This window comes from Prevotella sp., assembly GCF_036570325.1.
Lineage (GTDB): Bacteria > Bacteroidota > Bacteroidia > Bacteroidales > Bacteroidaceae > Prevotella.
In genome coordinates this window covers 31,711-50,720 of the sequence record NZ_DATCYK010000127.1, presented here as the reverse complement: position 1 = coordinate 50,720, position 19,010 = coordinate 31,711, and the positions used below count along the sequence as shown (strand labels likewise).

Sequence of the window (19,010 nt, the reverse complement as noted above, 5' to 3'; positions counted from 1 at the left end):
AAAAGGTGGAAGATGACAAACCGTTGATGTTTGAAATCTTCCACCTTATTATATGATAGGGGGTAGGCCACGGTTTGCGTGGCCCAAAGCTGTTTAGTCAAGTACGCTTCCGTGGGTAACGGCATACTTACCGGCACCGGTGAAGCAGAGAACTCCTGCGCCGAGGAGGTAGAGCATTGGCAACTCAATGGCCCAACCGCCGGTCATCGGATCAACGGAGAATATTTGTCCTGCGTGGGCCATCAGGATAGCCACAACCATGTTGCCGGCAAACACGACGGCTGCCGCACGGGTCCATAGGCCGATAATGAGCATGATGGAAGCCACAAGCTCGGCGGCCAAAGCGCCATAGGCAATGAACGAGGGCAGGCCCATTTGGGTCAGCATGCCACCGATGAAGCCTACGCCGGCAGTCAGTTTGTGAACTCCATGGAACAACATGAGTCCGCCTATGGCTAAACGTAACAACAGTAAACCGCAGTCATTGCTGCGAAGAAAATCCTTTTCTAATGTCATAATTCTTAAAATTTAATTGTCAAAATGTGTCCCAACAGTGTGTCGGAACGGTAGTTATAGTCTGTGAAAGGGGTGTCTTGTTTTTGTGAGATTATTATTATTGTAAATTTAAAAAGCAGCTTACGTCTGTCCGAAGCGTGACTTCTGCAATGCTTAATCAATTTTTCAGTAAATCCAAAACGCCGTCAATAATCTTTTGGAGGCCGCTTCCCGTTGTGCTGTCGCTTTCTTGTTTGACCTGTTCTTTTACGATATTGCCAATCGTATTAATGATTTTGTCGGTCGTATTCTTATCAGCAGTGTGCTCGTCGTTGGTCGTTTGGTCTGCGTCAGTGGAGTTTACGTCGGTTTCAGTTTGGCCTTCGGTACTTTCTTCCGTGCTCTCATAAGCGTTGCTTGCGTCGTTTTGATCGAGTAGTCCGGGGCTTTTGCGCTCCAAAGCCTTGGTTATGTCATCGCTGTTCATTGTGATGATTTTGCCTAAAAAGCCATAGGAAACAGTGTGGTCCTTACCGTTCCAACGCACGGTTGTCTTGGAAAAGAACAGGTAATTGTGGTAATCCAACGTGTTGCTGAGTGCGTCGAATACGCTTCCCGTGAGCATTCGGCTCATCATCTTAAGTCCGGCGGTGATGAAATCATCATTCTCATTGACGGTCTTTTCATCTACATAAGACGTCAGGCTGTCACGAATGGCGTCTTGATGGGCACGCTTGTCAGGGTTGGTAAAGGCAAAAGTAAGTGCCAAAAACGCAACGATGGCGCCTAACCATAGGCCTATGTGGCGGTTCTTTTTAGGAAGTGGTGGTTGAACAGCTTGTCGGTAGCCGTTGGCAGTGGTCGTTTGGTAGGGCCGCTCGCTGTTAGTGGCATATTGGGATGGGGTGAAAGGTGGTGGCGTAGCGGTTTCTTGGGAGTTGAAGAGCAAATCTTTCAATTCCTCAACCTGCCATGCCGGCGTCCAATTGGTCATGCCTTCAGTCCATACAAGGGTCTCTGACGTAATGCCTTTAGCCCTTAATTCATCTATTGTGAAAGGGCCTTCCTGCCGGTTGTTCTTGATGATAAAATAGTTCATACGTAAATGATGGCGTTTTAGTGATACCTTTTTCTTAAAATAAATCGTTCAGTGCAACACGCAACTCGGTCATCTTTTGGTAGACGATATGGGCGCCGGCATCGTAAAGCACTTGGTCGGGCAGGGGACCACTGTTGACTCCTATCGTGAATATATCGGCCGATGCACCTGACTGGACGCCCAGTGGCGCATTCTCAACGACCATCGCTTCCCACGGCAAAAGGTCGCCGGCTTTGCGTAGTCCCATAAGATATGGGTCGGGATAGGGCTTTCCACGGTCCACGTCATAGGCCGTTACGATATGTTCTTTGCTAAGAAAACGACCGAAATCACGGAGCAATCGGTCGATCAAAGGGCGTTGTCCGCTGCCTGTAACGACATTGATCGTTATATCATGGTGGGCAAGCAGCTCCATCACATCGAGCACTCCATCGAAGATGGGAGCCTCGGGCATGGTGTGGAAGATATGGGTTTTGACGTCGTACATGGTCTGCGCGTCGGCCAATGATATGTCCTCACCCTTTTGGAGTTTGACAAAATGCCGGATGGTGTCAATGCCTCGTGCGCCCTCCGTGGCGTAAGCGTCCTGCGCGGTCATGGTAATGCCAAAGCGTGCCATGCTCTCTTGCCATGCGATAGCGTGATGGGGCATGCTGTCATACAGCACTCCGTCCATATCAAAAAGCACGGCTTTGGGGCAGAAATGTCCCAAACCGTGCTTCTCTAAGTATAGATTTATCTTTTCTTTTAGCATGAATAGATTACAATCTCTCGCGTATTGCCTTGCTCTCTGCCTCATAACCGGGCTTGTTAAGTAGGGCAAACATATTCTTCTTATAGGCCTCTACACCCGGCTGATTGAAGGGATTAACCTCCTGAAGCAGGCCGCTGATACCGCAAGCGATTTCAAAGAAGTAGATGAGTTGGCCAAGATAGTATGCCGAAAGCTCGGGAATGTTGATGAGAATGTTAGGTACTCCACCATCCACATGGGCCATGCGAGTGCCAAGTTCGGCCATTTTATTGACTTCATCCACACGTTTTCCGGCGAGGAAGTTAAGCCCATCGAGGTTCTCTTCATCGTGAGGGAAGTCCACTTTGTGGCAAGGTGACTCCACGGAGATAACCGTTTCAAAGATAGAACGCTCACCCTCTTGAATCCATTGGCCCATAGAGTGGAGGTCAGTGGTAAAGTCGCAGGCGGCAGGGAATATGCCTTTGAGCTCTTTTCCTTCGCTTTCACCGTATAATTGCTTCCACCATTCGGCCATGAAGTGGAGCTTTGGCTGGAAGTTAGCTACGATTTCGATCTTCTTTCCGGCCTGTGTATAGAGTGCTTGACGCACTGCCGCATAGCGGGCAGCCATGTTTTCGGCGAAAGGAACATCCTTTCCGCAGGCTTTTTCCATGTCAGTGGCACCCTGAACCAATGCTTTCACGTCGAGACCGGCGCAGGCTATAGGCAGCAAACCTACCGGAGTGAGTACCGAGAAGCGGCCACCAACGTTGTCGGGGATGATGAAACTCTTATAACCTTCCTTGTCGGCGCAGGTGCGGGCGGCACCTTTCTTGGCGTCGGTTACGGCAACAATAACGTCACGAGTTTCGTCCTTACCCCGTTGAGCCTCACATTGTTTCTTCAATAAGCGGAAAGCCAAGGCGGTCTCGGTGGTGGTTCCGGACTTTGAAATATTGATAACGCCGAACTTCTTGTCCTTCAAATACTCGGTCAGTTCATAGAGATAATCCTCTCCAATGTTGTTTCCGGCAAAGAGAATGGTCGGGTTCTTGCGGTCGTTGATGAGCCAATCGAAGCTGTTTCCCAAGGCTTCAATCACCGCACGGGCACCAAGATAGGAGCCACCGATACCGGCTACAACAATCACTTCACACTTTTCACGAAGTGTGTTGGCCACGGTTTGGATTTCATTGAGGAATTCCTCGGTGATACCTGATGGCAAATGGAGCCAGCCAAGGAAGTCGTTGCCGGCGCAGGTGCCATTCTCGAGGGCTTCCTGAGCAGCCTTTACTTTTGCCTCATAAGCCTCTACCGCACCCTTAGAGAGGAACTGTTCGGCTTTTGTAATGTCTAATTTGATACTTTTCATTGTTGTTTGTGTATTTTGAACAGTGGCGAACGAGGGTGTCACTACTGTTTTCATAAGTCATTATTGTAAACGATCGGCCAATTGCTTTATCTCAAAGAACGCGTCTTTTCGCTCATAGAGAATGTTATAAACGGCGTCAAGGATAGGCATGTCAACCAGCACTTGGCTGTTGATTTCCTTCATACACTTGGTTCCGTAATAGCCTTCGGCTATCATTTCCATTTCGATTTGCGCACTCTTAACGGAGTAACCTTTGCCTATCATCGTACCAAACGTACGGTTACGGCTGAAGTTACTGTAGCCCGTAACGAGCAAGTCACCCAAGTAAACGCTATCCTCAATAGAACGACTGGTAGGATATACGGCGGTCAAAAAGCGGTTCATCTCTTGCGTGGCGTTAGATATGAGCACGGCTAAGAAGTTATCTCCGTACTTCATTCCATGACAAATGCCGGCCGCAATGGCGTAAACATTCTTTAAAACCGCAGCGTATTCTATACCGACAATATCGGATGAGGTTTTTGTTTTGATGAACTCACTCGATATGACGTCGGCAAATGCCTGCGCCTTTTCGATGTTCGAGCAGCCGATAGTCAAATAAGAAAGGCGCTCCATGGCCACTTCCTCGGAATGAGAGGGGCCACCTATGCAGGCGATTTGGTCGTAGGGCACGTTCCAAACCTGATGGAAATACTCCGAAACCACCACATTCTCATCGGGCACAATGCCTTTGATGGCCGAAACGATGTGCTTATCGTGGAGCGGAGTGGTAAGTTTCTTTAAGTGATTCTTGAGATAGGGCGATGGTGTTACGAAGACAAGCGTGTCATAGTCGTGCACAATGCGGTTGATGTCGCTTGAGAAATCAATCTCATCCGTATTGAAATGAGCCGTCATAAGGTACGCGGGATTATGGCCTAAGCGCTTGAATTCCTCGATACGATCCTCACGACGCATGTACCATCCGATGTGATGCGTATGGCGCACCACTATCTTGGCGATGGCCGTAGCCCACGAACCACCGCCTATGATAGCTATTCGTCCGCAGTTATACATTGGCCTTATCTATCCAAGATTGGAACTCTTCTACCGTGGGTTTCTGATAATCGAGCTTGTATTTCTTGACAATCTCGCCCAACTTCTGCTGCAATCCCTGTGCCTTTTGCTCCTTAATGTCGCTGATAAGATTAAAACCGGCCTTGCGAAGCACGTAAACCCATTCTTCACTGACGCCAAGTTCGGCCCATTCCTTTACACTATTCTGCGGTATTTTGGCCTCGGGCTTCATCTGGGGGAAGAGAAGTACCTCTTGAATGAACTCCTTACCCATCATCAACATGCAGAGGCGGTCGATTCCAATGCCGATACCCGAAGTGGGAGGCATACCGTATTGGAGCGCACGCAAGAAGTCTTGGTCAATAATCATGGCCTCATCGTCGCCCTTATCGGCCAACTGCATTTGGTCTTTAAAGCGCTCTTCTTGGTCTATGGGGTCGTTAAGCTCGGAGTAGGCGTTGGCCAATTCCTTACCGTTTACCATCAACTCAAAGCGTTCGGTCAGCCCCGGTTTAGAGCGATGTATCTTTGTCAACGGGCTCATTTCTACCGGATAATCGGTTATGAAGGTAGGTTGGATGAAGGAACCTTCGCAGAACTCGCCGAAGATTTCATCGATCAGCTTGCCTTTACCGAACGTTTCGTCAATGCCTTCCATGCGTAAGTCGACGGTCGCTATCTTACGAATCTCGTCTTCATTCTTATCGCTGAGGTCGAAACCGGTCTTCTCTTGGATGGCCTCAAGTATGGGAAGACGACGGAACGGAGCCTTAAAGGAAATGACATTGTCGCCATTTTGTACCTCGGTACTGCCGTTGTTAACGGCCTTACAGATGGTTTCGAGCAGTTGCTCGGTGAAACTCATCATCCAGTTATAATCCTTGTACTGTACGTAAAGCTCCATACAAGTAAACTCGGGGTTATGGAATTTGTCCATACCTTCGTTTCGGAAGTTCTTACCTATTTCGTAAACACCCTCAAAACCGCCCACGATGAGTCGCTTCAAGTAAAGCTCCGTGGCGATACGCATGTACATGTCGACATTCAACGCGTTGAAATGAGTGATGAAAGGACGGGCCGACGCACCGCCGGGAATGCTCTGGAGCGTAGGTGTTTCTACCTCGGTATAGCCGTGCTCATCGAAGAAGTTGCGCATGGTACGCAGCACGGTGGCTCGCTTGAGGAAGGTATCTTTCACGCCATCGTTGACAATGAGGTCCACGTAACGCTGACGGGCACGCAGCTCGGGGTCGTCAAACTTGTCGTAAGCCACGCCATCCTTGTACTTCACGATGGGCAGTGGCTTGAGACTTTTGCTAAGAATGGTCAGCTCCTTGGCGTGCACACTGATTTCGCCCGTTTGTGTCTTGAAGACAAAACCTTTCACTCCGATGATGTCACCAATATCGAGTAGTTTCTTGAAAACCTTATTGTAGAGGTCTTTATCCTCGCCCGGACAAATGTCATCGCGCGAAATATAGACTTGAACTCGGCCTTTGCTATCCTGAAGTTCCGCAAAGCTGGCCTTTCCCATCACACGTCGGCTCATCATACGGCCGGCAATTACCACCTCGGGTTGCTCCTCCTCGCTGAAGAGTTCTTTTATATCGGTAGAATAAGCATTGGTTGGAAACTCGGCGGCGGGGTAGGGATTAATCCCCATGTTGCGTAATTCTTGAAGACTTTGTCGGCGGACAATCTCCTGTTCACTTAATTCTAAAACGTTCATAACTTTATATTGGAATATATACTTTTGGCTGCGAAGTTACTAATATTTTTTGATATGGCGGTTGATTTCACCTTATTTATTATATAGAGGCCTTGTAGAGGCGGGATTGCGGTGGGCTGTCGGCGTATTCGGAGAGGAGAAATGGAAGCATGATTTGTAAAGAATTATTCACTAAAAAAGTGCTCTTGAAAATCTGTCATTTAGCTTTCCGAAATGGCGTTTATGAGCTTTGACAAGTCTTAAAATCAGCTTTTACGCTTCAAAAAACGTGCCATGAATGGCTCATTTGGGGCCTTTGACGCTGTTAGAATGGCGTTTTAAACGAGTGGTTGATGGTCTTTTGCCGGCTGAAAGCAGTGCTTTGGCGTGGTCATAAGGGGCAAATGGGGTAGTGAGAATGAAGCTGTTATGTGGTAAGATGTGATAACTTATTGATTAATAATGGGTTATCAAAGTCTTGAAAAATTACGTTTTTTCGCATCGTAAATTGTTTTCTTGCAAATAATCGACCCACGATGAGGCATTTGTAAATAATTTTGGCACGCTCTTTGCATTACGAATGACTGGAAACAAATAACTAAATAACATATTATGCAAAAAGGAAATATTGGGGTTACGACCGAGAACATCTTCCCTGTTATCAAAAAGTTTCTCTATTCTGATCATGAAATCTTCTTGCGTGAAATGGTTTCTAATGCCGTCGACGCTACGCAGAAGATGAAGACTTTGGCCGAACGTGGCGATTTCAAGGGCGACTTGGGCGACCTTACCGTTCGTGTTAGCTTGGATAAAGAGCAAAAAACGCTGACCATCAGCGACCGTGGTATCGGTATGACCGAGGAGGAAATAGATAAGTATATCAATCAGATAGCGTTCTCGGGAGTGACCGATTTCTTGGATAAATATAAGGATAATGCCAACGCTATCATAGGTCATTTCGGCTTGGGATTCTACTCTTCGTTCATGGTTTCCGACAAAGTAGAGATTATAACCCGCAGCTATAAGGAAGGAAGTAAGGCCGTGAAGTGGAGTTGCGACGGCAGTCCCGCGTTTGAGATAGACGACGCCGACAAGGCCGATCGTGGTTCGGACATCGTTCTCCACATATCTGACGACTGCGCGGAGTTCTTGGAGAAGAATAAGATAGAGGAGCTTCTGAATAAGTATTGCAAGTTCCTTGTGGTGCCGGTGGCCTTTGGCAAGAAGACCGAATGGAAGGAAGGTAAGCAGGTAGAGACCGCTGATGATAACGTGATTAACGACGTTGAGCCGCTGTGGGTTAAGACTCCCAGCAGTTTGAAGGACGAGGATTACAAGAGTTTTTATCGTACTTTGTACCCCATGCAGGACGAACCTTTGTTCTGGATTCACCTCAATGTGGACTATCCTTTCAACCTTACGGGTATTCTTTACTTCCCTCGCGTGCGCTCAAACATCGAGTTACAGCGCAATAAAATTCAGCTTTATTGTAATCAGGTGTTCGTAACAGATCAGGTAGAGGGTATCGTTCCCGAGTTTCTTACGCTGCTCCATGGCGTTATTGACTCACCCGATATACCGTTGAACGTGAGCCGCAGCTATCTGCAGAGCGACGCCAACGTGAAGAAAATAAGCACTTACATCACCAAAAAGGTGTCCGACCGCCTGCAAAGCATATTTAAGGAGGACCGAAAGCAGTACGAGGAGAAGTGGGATAACCTGAAGTTGTTTATCAACTACGGCATGTTGTCACAGCCTGACTTCTACGATCGCGCCAAGGACTTTGCCTTGTTGAAGGACGTGGAGGGCAAATATTTCACCTTCGATGAGTACAAGGACGTTATCAAAGGTGAGCAAACCGATAAGGAAGGCAACCTTATTTACCTCTATGCCACCAACAAGGACGACCAATATACATATATAGAGGCGGCCAAGAACAAAGGGTACAGCGTTTTGTTGATGGATGGTGAGCTCGATGTTCCCGTGGCTTCCATGCTCGAACAGAAGTTTGAGAAGAGCCGGTTTACCCGTGTCGACTCTGATATTATCGACCGTATCATCGTTAAGGAAGACGCTAAGGCCACCGATTTGACCGACGAACAGCGTGACAATTTGTCAGAAGTGTTCCGTAGTCAAATGCCAAAACTCGACAAAGCAGAGTTCATGGTAGAGGTGCAAGCCCTTGGTTTGGAGGCTCAACCCGTAGTGGTTACGCAGAATGAGTACATGCGTCGCATGAAGGAAATGAGCCATTTCCAGCCCGGAATGAACTTCTACGCGCAAATGCCCGATAGCTATACGCTGGTACTTAACAGCGATCATAAGCTCGTAAAGCAGGTGTTGGGCGATACTACCGCCGCTACCGCCGAGGCGTTGAAGCCTATCGTGAGCGAGATAAAGGGCCAAGAAGCTCGTTTGGCGGTGCTTCGTCAGAGCCAAGGGCAGAAGAAGCCCGAGGAAATTACGCAGGAAGAGCGTGACGATGTGGCCAATACCGAGAAGGCAGTGCAGGACGAGCGGGCTAAGAAAGCCGACGTTCTTGCTACTTATGCCAAGGATAATGCCGTGGTACATCAGCTCATCGACTTGGCTCTTTTGCAAAACGGAATGCTCAAGGGTGCTGCGCTCGACGCATTCCTGAAGCGTAGTGTGGATATGATTGGTTAATAACGACTTTCTGATTCGTTAATTACAATTATGTGATAAAATGTGTGCAAAAATTTGGTAGTTACAGAAAAAGTAGCTACCTTTGCACTCGCAAATGAGAAAAACTGGCTTCGTAGCTCAACTGAATAGAGCATCTGACTACGGATCAGAAGGTTCCGGGTTTGAATCCCAGCGAAGTCACACTTTCTCGAAGCGTACAAATATGGTCATGGCTTCGTAGCTCAACTGAATAGAGCATCTGACTACGGATCAGAAGGTTCCGGGTTTGAATCCCAGCGAAGTCACCATCAAGAGGTTTTCAGAAATGAAAACCTCTTTTTTGTTTGTGGCAAACGGCGCCTTGATTGGTAAGGAGTTATGCAATAGAAAATCGGCCCTTGAGAATTACTCTTTAGGTAATTACCAAGGGCCGATAGGTGTTTTGAGCAGTAAGCATAGGATGGGCTGTGGCCCGTATCCTTCGTTGTATGGCGCGGGGAATGGCTTGATGAAGGAGAGGGAGCGGCAGTTATGCTTGCGGTTTATTTCTTTTTATTTATAAATAGGTCGTGTTCGCCATCGTAGATGGGGCTCTTTACGGAGAGCAGATTGAGCACCGAGTGGAATACATAGTGCTGGTCGATGAGCTCTTTCTTTGGCTTTAATTGTCGGAATCCGGGCGAGGTCCATACGAAGAACGGTATTTCGTACTGTTCTTTCGGGGCCATGCTCATAGGCAAACCGTGCATGTAGAGGTCGTTTTCACCGAGCGATTCGCCATGGTCGGACACGAACATCATGGCGCTATGCCATCCTTCAAGCGTACTTAGCGTATCGATGAGGCCGTTGAGCAGGTGGTCTGTGTAGAGTATTGTGTTGTTGTAAGCGTTGATAAGTTCGGGAATGGAGTCCTTGGCGTGCTCCACATTGGTGCATACCGGTGCGAATTTCTCAAACTCTTTCGGGTATTTGGTGTTGTAATTAGGGCCATGGCTGGTGCTGGTATGGAGCACTATGAACACTTTGTTCTTCTTACTTGCGAGGATACGGTCGCGTAATCCGGCGGTAAGAATCTCATCGTAGCGGGCCGGAATATCGGGATGTTCTTTTTGAAGGTCATGTTTTGTCTTGTATTCCTTTATGTGTACGGGTGGCTCTCCCCAATTACTGGTGCGCCATACCACCTCAGCACCCATGCGGTTAAGGTAGTTGGGCAGTATTTCATATAGCTTTGAAGTCTCCTTGTATTCGAGAATACTCTTCGTTCCGGCCGTAGTATAGGTGAAACATGACTGCGCATTGAACACGGTAAGGTCGTTTCGGCGGGATAGCTCGGGGTTGGTCGGTACGTCATAGCCGTAGAGTTGGAAGTTAGCTTTGCGGGCCGACTCTCCTATAACGAGCACTACGACCGTCTTCTCGTTGTCCTCGAAGGTGCCTTTAGGTAAGAGTATCTCCTCTTTATTGGCGTCGGCTTTGGCCGAGAACCAACGAATGGTGTTGACAATATAGGAGTAGGGCATGACCAAAGCGCCCAACTCGGTGTCGTATTTGCCAATCCATAATACTTGATTGAGGTTGAGCAATACCAATACGACAGCCATTCCGAGGGAACTGCCGCAAGCTATGCCGAAGCGTTTTAGCTTTCCTCGGTCAATCTTTTGCGCAAGGATATAGATGGCCGGCAGTACTCCGAAGACGAGAACGTAGAGAAATAACGTTGGCGTTATAAAGCCCGAAGCCTCTGATTCGCGGGTATTGAACACGTTGCCCAGCATGGAGCGGTCGATCAATACATGGTAGTTGATGACAAAGAAGGTACAAGTGGCGCTCAAAATGCTGCAGATGGCAAGGATGATTCGCCCCACATAGCGCAGCAGATAGATAAGTAAATAGCACATCATGAAGTTGAGTACCAACATGATGATGACCAAACTTATCATCAGGAATGATTTTGTGAGGAAGGAATGGTTGGCATGTTCCAATACAAAATTAAAGAAAGGAATATTGTAGAACACCAAATTGCCAAGGCTCATGAGTCCCGCGAACACCGTCAAGGACATGGGCTTGCGTAGAAATTGAAATACTTTCATACTTTTAATGAAGCGTTTTAATTGTTTCTAAGGCAAAGGTAAGAACATTCTTTAGCATAACCTTGGGTTTCAACTGTTTTTTGATCATGCGTATGAAGACTTCCTTACAATTCTTGTTTTGTAGTGGTTGTTTGGCTCATATCTTTGGCTTTCCCGAGAAATATGCCTACCTTTGCGCCGATTTCTATATTTACCAACAATGAAAAGAACCTTTATACCATTCGTTGTATTGTATGTTTTGTTTATTACAACCATGATTATCGCGTTGGTGGTTTACCCCAAAGGCGAACTCCATCTGCTGTTAAATAGTTATCATACGCCATTTTTAGACGGGTTGTTTGCCTACAGTACCCAATTGGCAGAGTGGCCTTTTTACGTTATCGCAGCCTTTCCGCTGTTGTTTTGGAAGGCCGGATGGACTTATCTTTATGCGGCTTCAGAGCTTACTTGCGCATTGACGGCCTTTACAATCAAGCGATTGTATAACATGCCTCGCCCTATAACGTTCTTTGCGAACTCCGGTGTGGACCTGCCATTGGTCGAAGGTGTGCGCATGCGTACCCAACATTCTTTCCCTTCGGGACATACTTCCACGTTCTTTGCCTTTGCTACTTTGACGGCATTACTTATCGCTTGCTGCTATGACAGTCGGTGTAAGGACAAGAAAGCAACGAAGGGTATCGTCCTTACTATAATCTTATTCTTCCTTCCTGTGTTAGGAGGCTACTCCCGCATATACCTTTCGCAGCATTTCTTGAGCGATGTTCTCGGGGGTAGTTTGATAGGTTTTATCATACCTTGTCTTATGTTTTGCTTGTTTTACAAAAAGCAGTGGATGCAGAAAACGTGGTTTAATCAACACCTTTTACCTATTAATAAGGGGAAGAAAAAGATTTAGCAGACTTATTCTTTTCGGCAACCGGGCAAAGTAGGACCGGCTTGTAACAGTGTTGTTATCGCTTTTGAGACAGATGGCAAAGGCCCTTTGATTTTTGTCTTTTCCCTTAATGGAGCATGCGCCCTCATGCTTCATGCGGTTTGTCATGGGCTTTTTGATTTATTTGTGAATAAAACAAAAAAAACGATAACGGAGTTAAAATAAGTTCGGAAAAGGGCTTTTCGAGAACAACCGATTAACTTTTTCGTTATATTTGCGCAGTAATGGTTATGTAGAATGTACAGTTGATTGATATAACTTATTTGACTTATATAACTAATTTTAATCCAATGAAAAAAGCATTAATCTTATTCTTGATGGCTGTGAGTTGTGTTTCGGCCCATGCGCAGCTAAAAGTAGACTTCGGTAGTTATGCCTTTGGTGCCACGGCAAGCTATGGTACGAGTAGTAATTATACCAATCTTGGCGCGGGTTTGGTTGTTCATAAGTTCTTCAGTGACCACTTTCGGGCCGCCGTTTATGGCAACTATTTCTTTGAAAACAAGAAGGTTAGCATGTTCGATTTTGGTGCTGACTTCCATTATGTGTTCCCTTTAACGAAGCAAATGGGCGTATATCCGTTGGTTGGTTTGGGCTATACGAAGGTGAAAATGAAGGACGTTATAGCTCCTCCTCCCGGAGTATTAGTAGATTTAGGCGATGACTATGGCGACGAGGAAGAGGGTCGTATACATGCCAATATTGGCGCGGGTTACGAGTATTATCTATCGCCGAGTTTCAAGGTTTTTGGCGAAGTAAAGTATCATTATGCCAAAGATTTCGATCGCCCGGTATTTACCGTGGGCGCGGCTGTAGTATGGTAATCAAACGAAAAATAAAAAAGAAGTATTTATGAAAAAGTTATTTGTTATGGGAGCCATGATGGCTTTCACGGCCATATTGACCGGTTGCGAGGTTTATGGTTTGGTAAAAGATGCCACCGATAAGGAAGATGGCCGTATCGTTACTACCTCTGGAAAGACTTATACGGGTAGGGTAGAAACGCCCAATGCCAATACCAAGAAGCTCACTATAGTGATGGGAGAGAATGATAAGGTGGTAGTGGAGGCAAAAGACATAGCTTCTTTACATATTTGGAAGAAGACTCACGCAGAGAAGAAGCACGCTTTGCAATATCTGCCTTCGTACTGGTTGAACGGTAAAGAGCGTAAACCTATGTGGATGGCCATTGTTAATACGGGAAAATATTTGGACATTTACGCTTGTAGTTTTGATTATACGATAACGCAAAGCGGCGACTTGAAGATTACAAGTATCAAGAATGGAAGCATAAATTACTACGCATTGAAACGTGGTGAAACCAAGCCCCGTGCTTTTGGCATGACCGATTTAAGCAAACGACAGACACGGAAGTATCTGTTGGAATACTTGAGTGACGACCCCGTTCTGTGTAAAAAGCTGACCGATTTAGAGATAAGTCCTTATGACTTTGACAAGATTGTGGAGCAGTATCAGCCACGGAAGTAAGATGCGAAGTGAGCTGTCGGGGCGATTTCGACGAATGTTGCTCCTTACGCTGCTCTTCTTTCCGAGTGTCGCTTGTGCGCAATACTTCCATATTGACTTAGCCGGTGGTCCCCAATACTTTAATCATCTTGATAAGAAAATAGGCTGGGGCTACAATGTGGGAGGCCGAATGTTGTTAGGAGAGCGGTGGTATGTGGCCGCGCTTGTGCATGGCGGATTCAATCGAAAGGCCGAAAAATGCGACGCGTTCTTGTTAGGCGTGGGCCCCGGCTACTCCTATCCGATAGGCGAACAGACGTTTCTCACGGCGCAGCTTATCGGTGGTTGGGGCGCCATAGAGACGACACGCGACGAGTATGGTGCGGATGGCGACATCATCATGGATAAGTTCAAGGGCTTGTCGGTTGGCGCCATGGTCGGTTGGGAGTATTATTTCTATGCGGGATATGCTGTTGGTGTGAACGCAATGACGCATTTGATAGATGGCAAAATATTGCCTTCGGTAAATGTAAAGTTGGGTGTCAGCTTTGAGTTATAAGCCCTTCGAGCCCCATGTTATAGGCTTTTGATGGGCCGAAAGATAAAGAAAAAGGCGTTGTTTGCATGTGATTGATTCAAGCAAACAACGCCTTTATGGTTGAAAGAGCTATGTATCGTCTGATGAAAGCATAGCTCGTATATTGTAAAAGAGGGCTTATAACGCAGTCAAAGAGGGCCTTTCGCAAGGTCAAAGCAGGCATATCGCAATGCCAAAAGCCGCTTATGATTTTACAAAACGCTTGTACCGTCGTTATAAAATTCCAATGATTACCTTTTCCGCAGGCTGTGCGGAAAAGGTAATTGCTTTATTTTACGGGAACGTTCTTGAGGATTTCAAGCAGGTGATCCCATACCATTTGAACGGTAGGAATGTGGAGACGCTCTTCAGGAGTATGCACATAGCGGAGCGTTGGGCCGAAAGATACCATGTCGAGGTTAGGGTAGCGCTCCGAGAAGAGTCCGCACTCAAGGCCGGCATGAATACCTCTTACCTCTGGTTCTTTGCCAAACAACTTCTTATAAGTATCGACAGCCAATTGCGTGAGCTTGCTATCGGGATTCATCTTCCATGCGGGGTAGCCGTCGTTTTGCAGCACCTTGGCGCCTGCGAGTTGGAATACGGCCTTGATAGTGTTGCACTGGTTGTCCAAATTACTCATCACATTACTGCGCTGTGATGCGAGAATTTCTACTTGATTGTCGGAAGTCTTGACTACGGCAACGTTGCTTGAGGTTTCTACCAAGCCTGCCAAAGCCTCGTCTTGGCACATAGAGAAGATACCATTGTCAATGGCTTGGAGCGACCGGATGATTCTGCTGCTGACCTCTTGGGGGAGAACCGGGCAGGCCTCGGCGCTGCTCATATTGAATACCATGGCGGTATCGGTAACGTGGAACTCATCTTCTACCTCGTGTGTAAAGACGTTCCAATCGGCCCGAACATTCTCTTTTTGGTCGGCGGGAACGGCAAAGATTACCTTACCATCACGGGGAATGGCGTTATGGAGCTTGCCGGAGTTGAAGCCGGCAAGGCGTAAGCTGATCTTCTCTTGCTGTATATAAAGGAATCGGGTCAGGATTTTGATGGCGTTGGCACGCATCTTATTGATGTCATCACCTGAGTGGCCACCGGTCAAACCCTTTAAAGATACTTCAAAGAAGAAGTAGTTTGCGGGTGCAGCCTCACGTTGGAAGTCGAATGTTGCGGTGGTGCTGCGGCCTCCGGCGCATGAAACGAAAATCTGACCTTCGTCTTCTGAGTCAAGATTAATGAGCCAATCACCTTTCATAAAGCCGGCTTTCATGCCTGAAGCACCGGTGAGCTGGGTTTCCTCATCACGTGTAAAGACACACTCAATGGGGCCATGCTCCAAATCATTGCTATCTAATACGGCCAATTCTATGGCGCAACCAATACCGTCGTCAGCACCTAAGGTAGTGCCTTTTGCCTTCAGCCATTCACCATCTATATAAGTTTGGATGGCGTCAGTGTTGAAATCGAACTCTACATCGACAAGTTTGTCGCATACCATATCCATGTGGCTCTGCAGAATAACGGTGGGACGATTCTCATAACCCGGTGTTGCGGGCTTGCGGATGATAACGTTTCCGGTTTCGTCAACTTCAGTTTCAAAATTATGTTTTGCGCCAAACTCCTTGAGATATTCTATCATCTTCTCTTCATGTTTGGACGGACGGGGGATTGTATTGATAATAGCAAACTGCTCAAATACACTCGCGGGGGTCAATAAACTTTTCTCCATATTATTAAAGTTTGATTATTATAATTCTTCATAATTAAAGTCCGGGTAACATTTTGGTAATCAAAAATGAAGTAATTATTTTTGTTATTCCATTCAATTACACTATCTTTGCACCAAATAATTTACACTGGAGCACTGCAAAATTAATAAAAATGGTAGAAACACTGCTTCTTAGCATGTTAATAATTGCTATCTGTATAGCATTATTATCGATTAAATTGTTGCTCAAGAAAAAAGGTAAATTTTCTTCACAGCATATTCATGATAATCCCGGACTTCGAAAACAAGGGATTCACTGTGTGATAGATCAAGATAAGGAAGCCCGTGCCAAAGAGCGTGCTTTCTGATGAGCAATGGAAAATAGATAATTAAAAAGATATGAAAAAGAAAAACATGATGAGCAGTCTGGCCATGACTGCAATGGTAATGATGGCTATGACATCTTGTAATCAGTCGAGTCCTAAAATGGATTCTAAAGCTGACGCGGAGCCGAAAGCGCCTGCCGGTCTTAAAATTGCTTATGTAGAGGTTGATAGTATCATGTCTCAATATACATTCTGTAAGGACTATTCCTTGATACTTCAAAAGAAGGGACAGAACATTCAGAACACATTGGCTGCCAAACAGCAGCAGTTGCAGGCTGCGGCTGCTAACTTCCAGCAGAAGATTCAGCAGAATGCTTATACACGGGAGCAGGCTGAAGCCATTCAGGCCGGCTTGCAGAAGCAGAACAATGACTTGCAGGCTTTGAACCAGCGGTTAAGCACTGAGTTCCAAACCGAGACCGATAAATATAATGTAGCCTTGCGTGATAGCATTCAGCATTTCCTTAATATATATAATAAGGATAAGAAGTTTAGCATTATTTTCAGTAAACAGGGCGATAATTTGCTCTATGCCGATAAGGCTTATGATATAACCAAGGAGGTTGTTGCCGGTTTGAATAAGGCTTATAAGCCGGCCAAGAAGGCTGAAACTCCTAAAGAAGAAAAGAAATAAAACGATTTATAACAATATGACTCGTAAGGAAAGATACGAATTCATATTAGAACATTTTCGGAATACGCTGCCAATTGTGACGACTGAATTGCAATTTGGCAGCGCATTTCAGTTATTGGTGGCTACTTTGTTAAGCGCACAGTGCACGGATAAGCGGATAAATCAGGTGACGCCTGAGCTCTTTCGACATTTTCCTGATGCGCAAACGATGGCGGCTGCCGATGAAGAGGACGTTCTTGAATATGTGAAAAGCGTTAGTTATCCTAATGCCAAGAGCAAGCATTTGGTAGAAATGTCGCGCATGTTGGTTGAGAAGTTTGACGGCGTAGTGCCCGATAACATGGCAGAACTGACCATGTTGCCCGGTGTAGGGCGCAAAACGGCGAACGTGGTGCAGGCTGTTTGGTTTGGCAAAGCTACCATGGCGGTAGATACCCACGTGTTTCGGGTGAGCCATCGATTAGGTTTGGTGCCCGCAACTGCCAATACGCCTAAAAAGGTGGAGGAGTATTTGGTAAAGCATATTCCTGAAGCTGATATTCCCAAGGCCCATCATTGGTTGCTGTTACATGGAAGATATGTCTGCCAAAGTCAGAAACCGAAGTGTAGCCAATGCGACTTTGAGAAGTTTTGTCCTAAGTTAATGGCTAACAGTAAATTGGATTAGCGATGAATACAAAGAGAATTTTAAAGTATCTGCAGGCTATTGCGGCTCATAATAATCGTGAATGGTATCAAGAACATAAGGCGGAATATCTGTCGGTAAGGCAGGATTTTGAGGATGGTATAGCCAAGGCTATTACTCGTTTCAGCTCTTTTGATGAGGAAATTGCCCATTTACAGGTAAAGGATTGTACGTATCGATTTAATCGTGATACCCGTTTCTCACCTGATAAATCGCCTTATAAGAACCATTTAGGGGCTTATATCTGTGCCAAAGGTAAGAAATCATTGCGTGGAGGATATTATATTCATTTGGAGCCGGGCCACTGTATGATAGCCGTTGGTAGCTATTGGTTGCCTACGAATATCCTTACTTCGTGTCGAAACGAGATTATGGGCAATATTGATGAGTGGCGTAAGTGTGTGGAGAGTGGGCAATTCATCAAAATGTTTGGCTATCCCAATGAAGGAAGTTGGGAGGAGTCGGAGAAAGGATTTGGCCTTGCCGCATTAAAAACATGCCCTTCGGGATTTCCCAAAGATTATAAGTACATCGAGTATCTTCGCATGAAAGACTATTGTTGTTGGCACCGTGTGGCTGATAATTTCTTTGAAGGAGAGGGTTGGTTGGACGAAACTGCCAAGATGTTTCAGGTAGCCAAGCCCATGATGGACTTTATGAACAACGTCATTGACGACTACGAATAGCTTTTGTATGGGCAAGGATTCGTTTTCTTTTAAGCAATTTGTTGTCCGGCATGACCGATGTGGCCAAAAAGTTGGTACTGATGGAGTCTTGTTAGGGGCTTGGGCAAATGGTGGAAAGCGAATCCTTGACATTGGAACAGGGTCGGGATTGATAGCGTTGATGATGGCGCAGCGGTTTCTGCAAGCGGCTGTTACCGGGATTGAAATTGATGAGGAAGCCTGTAAGCAGGCATGTGAGAATGTGCGGGAGAGTAAGTTTTATCATCGTATTTCTTTGTTTCACAGCCCTTTACAATCCTTTTCTTTTGATGAAAAGTTTGATTCTATCGTTAGTAATCCTCCTTTTTTTGTTGATTCCTTAAAAGCTGCGGAAGTGCAAAGAACTAACGCCCGCCATACGGATAGTTTGAGTTTTCGGGATTTGATAGTCTGTTCTGAAAGATTGATGGGCGAGGATTCTACTTTGTCTTTGATTGTTCCGACCGATGCGGTAGAGCCAATTGTCGCTCAAGCTGCTTTAGTTGGTTTGCGTCTTAGTAGGCGTTGCGACGTGAAGACGGTAGAACGAAAAGCGCCGAAACGCAGCTTGTTGGAGCTTACGAATCGGCGGAATGTCGTTTATAGCTTTGAAGTTCAGCTATTAAATGCCTCTGATGGCAGCCGTAGTGAGTGGTATCATCGGCTCACCAAAGACTTTTATCTTTAAT

The 19,010-nt window shown here is 46.2% G+C and carries 18 protein-coding genes and 2 tRNA genes; 12 read left to right on the top strand and 8 right to left on the bottom strand.

The annotated features are described in order from the left end of the window. Positions 1 to 93: 93 nt before the first annotated feature. The 6 genes from VIR50_RS11315 to lysS form a co-directional block, all read right to left on the bottom strand. Positions 94 to 516, bottom strand: coding sequence for a DoxX family protein (locus VIR50_RS11315; RefSeq protein WP_331935218.1), 423 nt, complete (start codon positions 514 to 516; stop codon positions 94 to 96). Between the two features lie 157 nt (positions 517 to 673). Next, the gene (locus tag VIR50_RS11310; RefSeq protein WP_331935217.1) at positions 674 to 1,594 is read right to left on the bottom strand and encodes a GYF domain-containing protein; all 921 of its coding nucleotides are present in this window, start codon (positions 1,592 to 1,594) and stop codon (positions 674 to 676) included. Positions 1,595 to 1,628: 34 nt separating this feature from the next. Then, positions 1,629 to 2,348, bottom strand: coding sequence for an HAD family hydrolase (locus VIR50_RS11305; RefSeq protein WP_331935216.1), 720 nt, complete (start codon positions 2,346 to 2,348; stop codon positions 1,629 to 1,631). Between the two features lie 7 nt (positions 2,349 to 2,355). Next, positions 2,356 to 3,702 (bottom strand): glucose-6-phosphate isomerase, encoded by a 1,347-nt coding sequence (locus VIR50_RS11300; protein ID WP_331935215.1) that lies wholly within the window; start codon positions 3,700 to 3,702, stop codon positions 2,356 to 2,358. Between the two features lie 60 nt (positions 3,703 to 3,762). Beyond that, a complete protein-coding gene (locus tag VIR50_RS11295; protein ID WP_331935214.1) occupies positions 3,763 to 4,758 on the bottom strand; it encodes an NAD(P)H-dependent glycerol-3-phosphate dehydrogenase in 996 nt (331 codons plus the stop codon). Continuing rightward, entirely contained in the window at positions 4,751 to 6,487 is a 1,737-nt protein-coding gene (gene lysS / locus VIR50_RS11290) for a lysine--tRNA ligase (protein WP_331935213.1), read from the bottom strand. The genes VIR50_RS11295 and lysS overlap by 8 nt, the downstream gene beginning before the upstream one ends. 591 nt (positions 6,488 to 7,078) lie before the next feature. On the opposite strand from lysS, the gene htpG reads away from it, so the two are divergent. The 3 genes from htpG (at position 7,079) to VIR50_RS11275 (ending at position 9,420) form a co-directional block, all read left to right on the top strand. Then, a complete protein-coding gene (gene htpG / locus VIR50_RS11285) occupies positions 7,079 to 9,133 on the top strand; it encodes a molecular chaperone HtpG (RefSeq protein WP_331935212.1) in 2,055 nt (684 codons plus the stop codon). 106 nt (positions 9,134 to 9,239) lie between these two features. Then, positions 9,240 to 9,313, top strand: a tRNA-Arg gene (locus VIR50_RS11280). A 30-nt stretch (positions 9,314 to 9,343) separates the two neighbouring features. Continuing rightward, positions 9,344 to 9,420, top strand: a tRNA-Arg gene (locus VIR50_RS11275). Between the two features lie 234 nt (positions 9,421 to 9,654). On the opposite strand, the gene eptA is transcribed toward VIR50_RS11275, so the two are convergent. Beyond that, complete coding sequence (gene eptA, locus VIR50_RS11270) at positions 9,655 to 11,205, bottom strand: phosphoethanolamine--lipid A transferase EptA (protein ID WP_331935211.1); 1,551 nt, start codon at positions 11,203 to 11,205, stop codon at positions 9,655 to 9,657. Between the two features lie 199 nt (positions 11,206 to 11,404). Here eptA and VIR50_RS11265 point away from each other — a divergent pair, with 199 nt between their 5' ends. From VIR50_RS11265 to VIR50_RS11250, 4 genes are all read left to right on the top strand, one after another. Beyond that, on the top strand, positions 11,405 to 12,103 hold the full coding sequence (locus tag VIR50_RS11265) for a phosphatase PAP2 family protein (RefSeq protein WP_331935210.1): 699 nt from the start codon (positions 11,405 to 11,407) through the stop codon (positions 12,101 to 12,103). Positions 12,104 to 12,432: 329 nt separating this feature from the next. Beyond that, on the top strand, positions 12,433 to 12,966 hold the full coding sequence (locus VIR50_RS11260) for an outer membrane beta-barrel protein (protein ID WP_331935209.1): 534 nt from the start codon (positions 12,433 to 12,435) through the stop codon (positions 12,964 to 12,966). Positions 12,967 to 12,994: 28 nt separating this feature from the next. Further along, positions 12,995 to 13,630: a hypothetical protein gene (locus VIR50_RS11255; protein ID WP_331935208.1), complete on the top strand. Its 636-nt coding sequence runs from the start codon at positions 12,995 to 12,997 to the stop codon at positions 13,628 to 13,630. Then, a complete protein-coding gene (locus VIR50_RS11250) occupies positions 13,587 to 14,168 on the top strand; it encodes a hypothetical protein (RefSeq protein ID WP_331935207.1) in 582 nt (193 codons plus the stop codon). Before VIR50_RS11255 ends, VIR50_RS11250 begins: the two co-directional genes overlap by 44 nt. Before the next feature lie 307 nt (positions 14,169 to 14,475). Here the strand turns inward: VIR50_RS11250 and VIR50_RS11245 are convergent, their stop codons facing one another. Continuing rightward, complete coding sequence (locus tag VIR50_RS11245) at positions 14,476 to 15,933, bottom strand: aminoacyl-histidine dipeptidase (RefSeq protein WP_331935206.1); 1,458 nt, start codon at positions 15,931 to 15,933, stop codon at positions 14,476 to 14,478. A gap of 152 nt (positions 15,934 to 16,085) precedes the next feature. On the opposite strand from VIR50_RS11245, the gene VIR50_RS11240 reads away from it, so the two are divergent. The 5 genes from VIR50_RS11240 to VIR50_RS11220 are packed head-to-tail and all read left to right on the top strand — an operon-like array spanning position 16,086 to position 19,009. Then, the gene (locus VIR50_RS11240) at positions 16,086 to 16,280 is read left to right on the top strand and encodes a hypothetical protein (RefSeq protein ID WP_331935268.1); all 195 of its coding nucleotides are present in this window, start codon (positions 16,086 to 16,088) and stop codon (positions 16,278 to 16,280) included. Between the two features lie 31 nt (positions 16,281 to 16,311). Then, the gene (locus tag VIR50_RS11235) at positions 16,312 to 16,932 is read left to right on the top strand and encodes an OmpH family outer membrane protein (protein WP_331935205.1); all 621 of its coding nucleotides are present in this window, start codon (positions 16,312 to 16,314) and stop codon (positions 16,930 to 16,932) included. A gap of 16 nt (positions 16,933 to 16,948) precedes the next feature. Beyond that, a complete protein-coding gene (nth, locus tag VIR50_RS11230; RefSeq protein WP_331935204.1) occupies positions 16,949 to 17,599 on the top strand; it encodes an endonuclease III in 651 nt (216 codons plus the stop codon). A 2-nt stretch (positions 17,600 to 17,601) separates the two neighbouring features. Continuing rightward, entirely contained in the window at positions 17,602 to 18,303 is a 702-nt protein-coding gene (locus VIR50_RS11225) for a DUF2461 domain-containing protein (RefSeq protein ID WP_331935203.1), read from the top strand. A gap of 7 nt (positions 18,304 to 18,310) precedes the next feature. Continuing rightward, a complete protein-coding gene (locus tag VIR50_RS11220) occupies positions 18,311 to 19,009 on the top strand; it encodes a tRNA1(Val) (adenine(37)-N6)-methyltransferase (RefSeq protein WP_331935202.1) in 699 nt (232 codons plus the stop codon). Position 19,010: the final 1 nt, after the last annotated feature.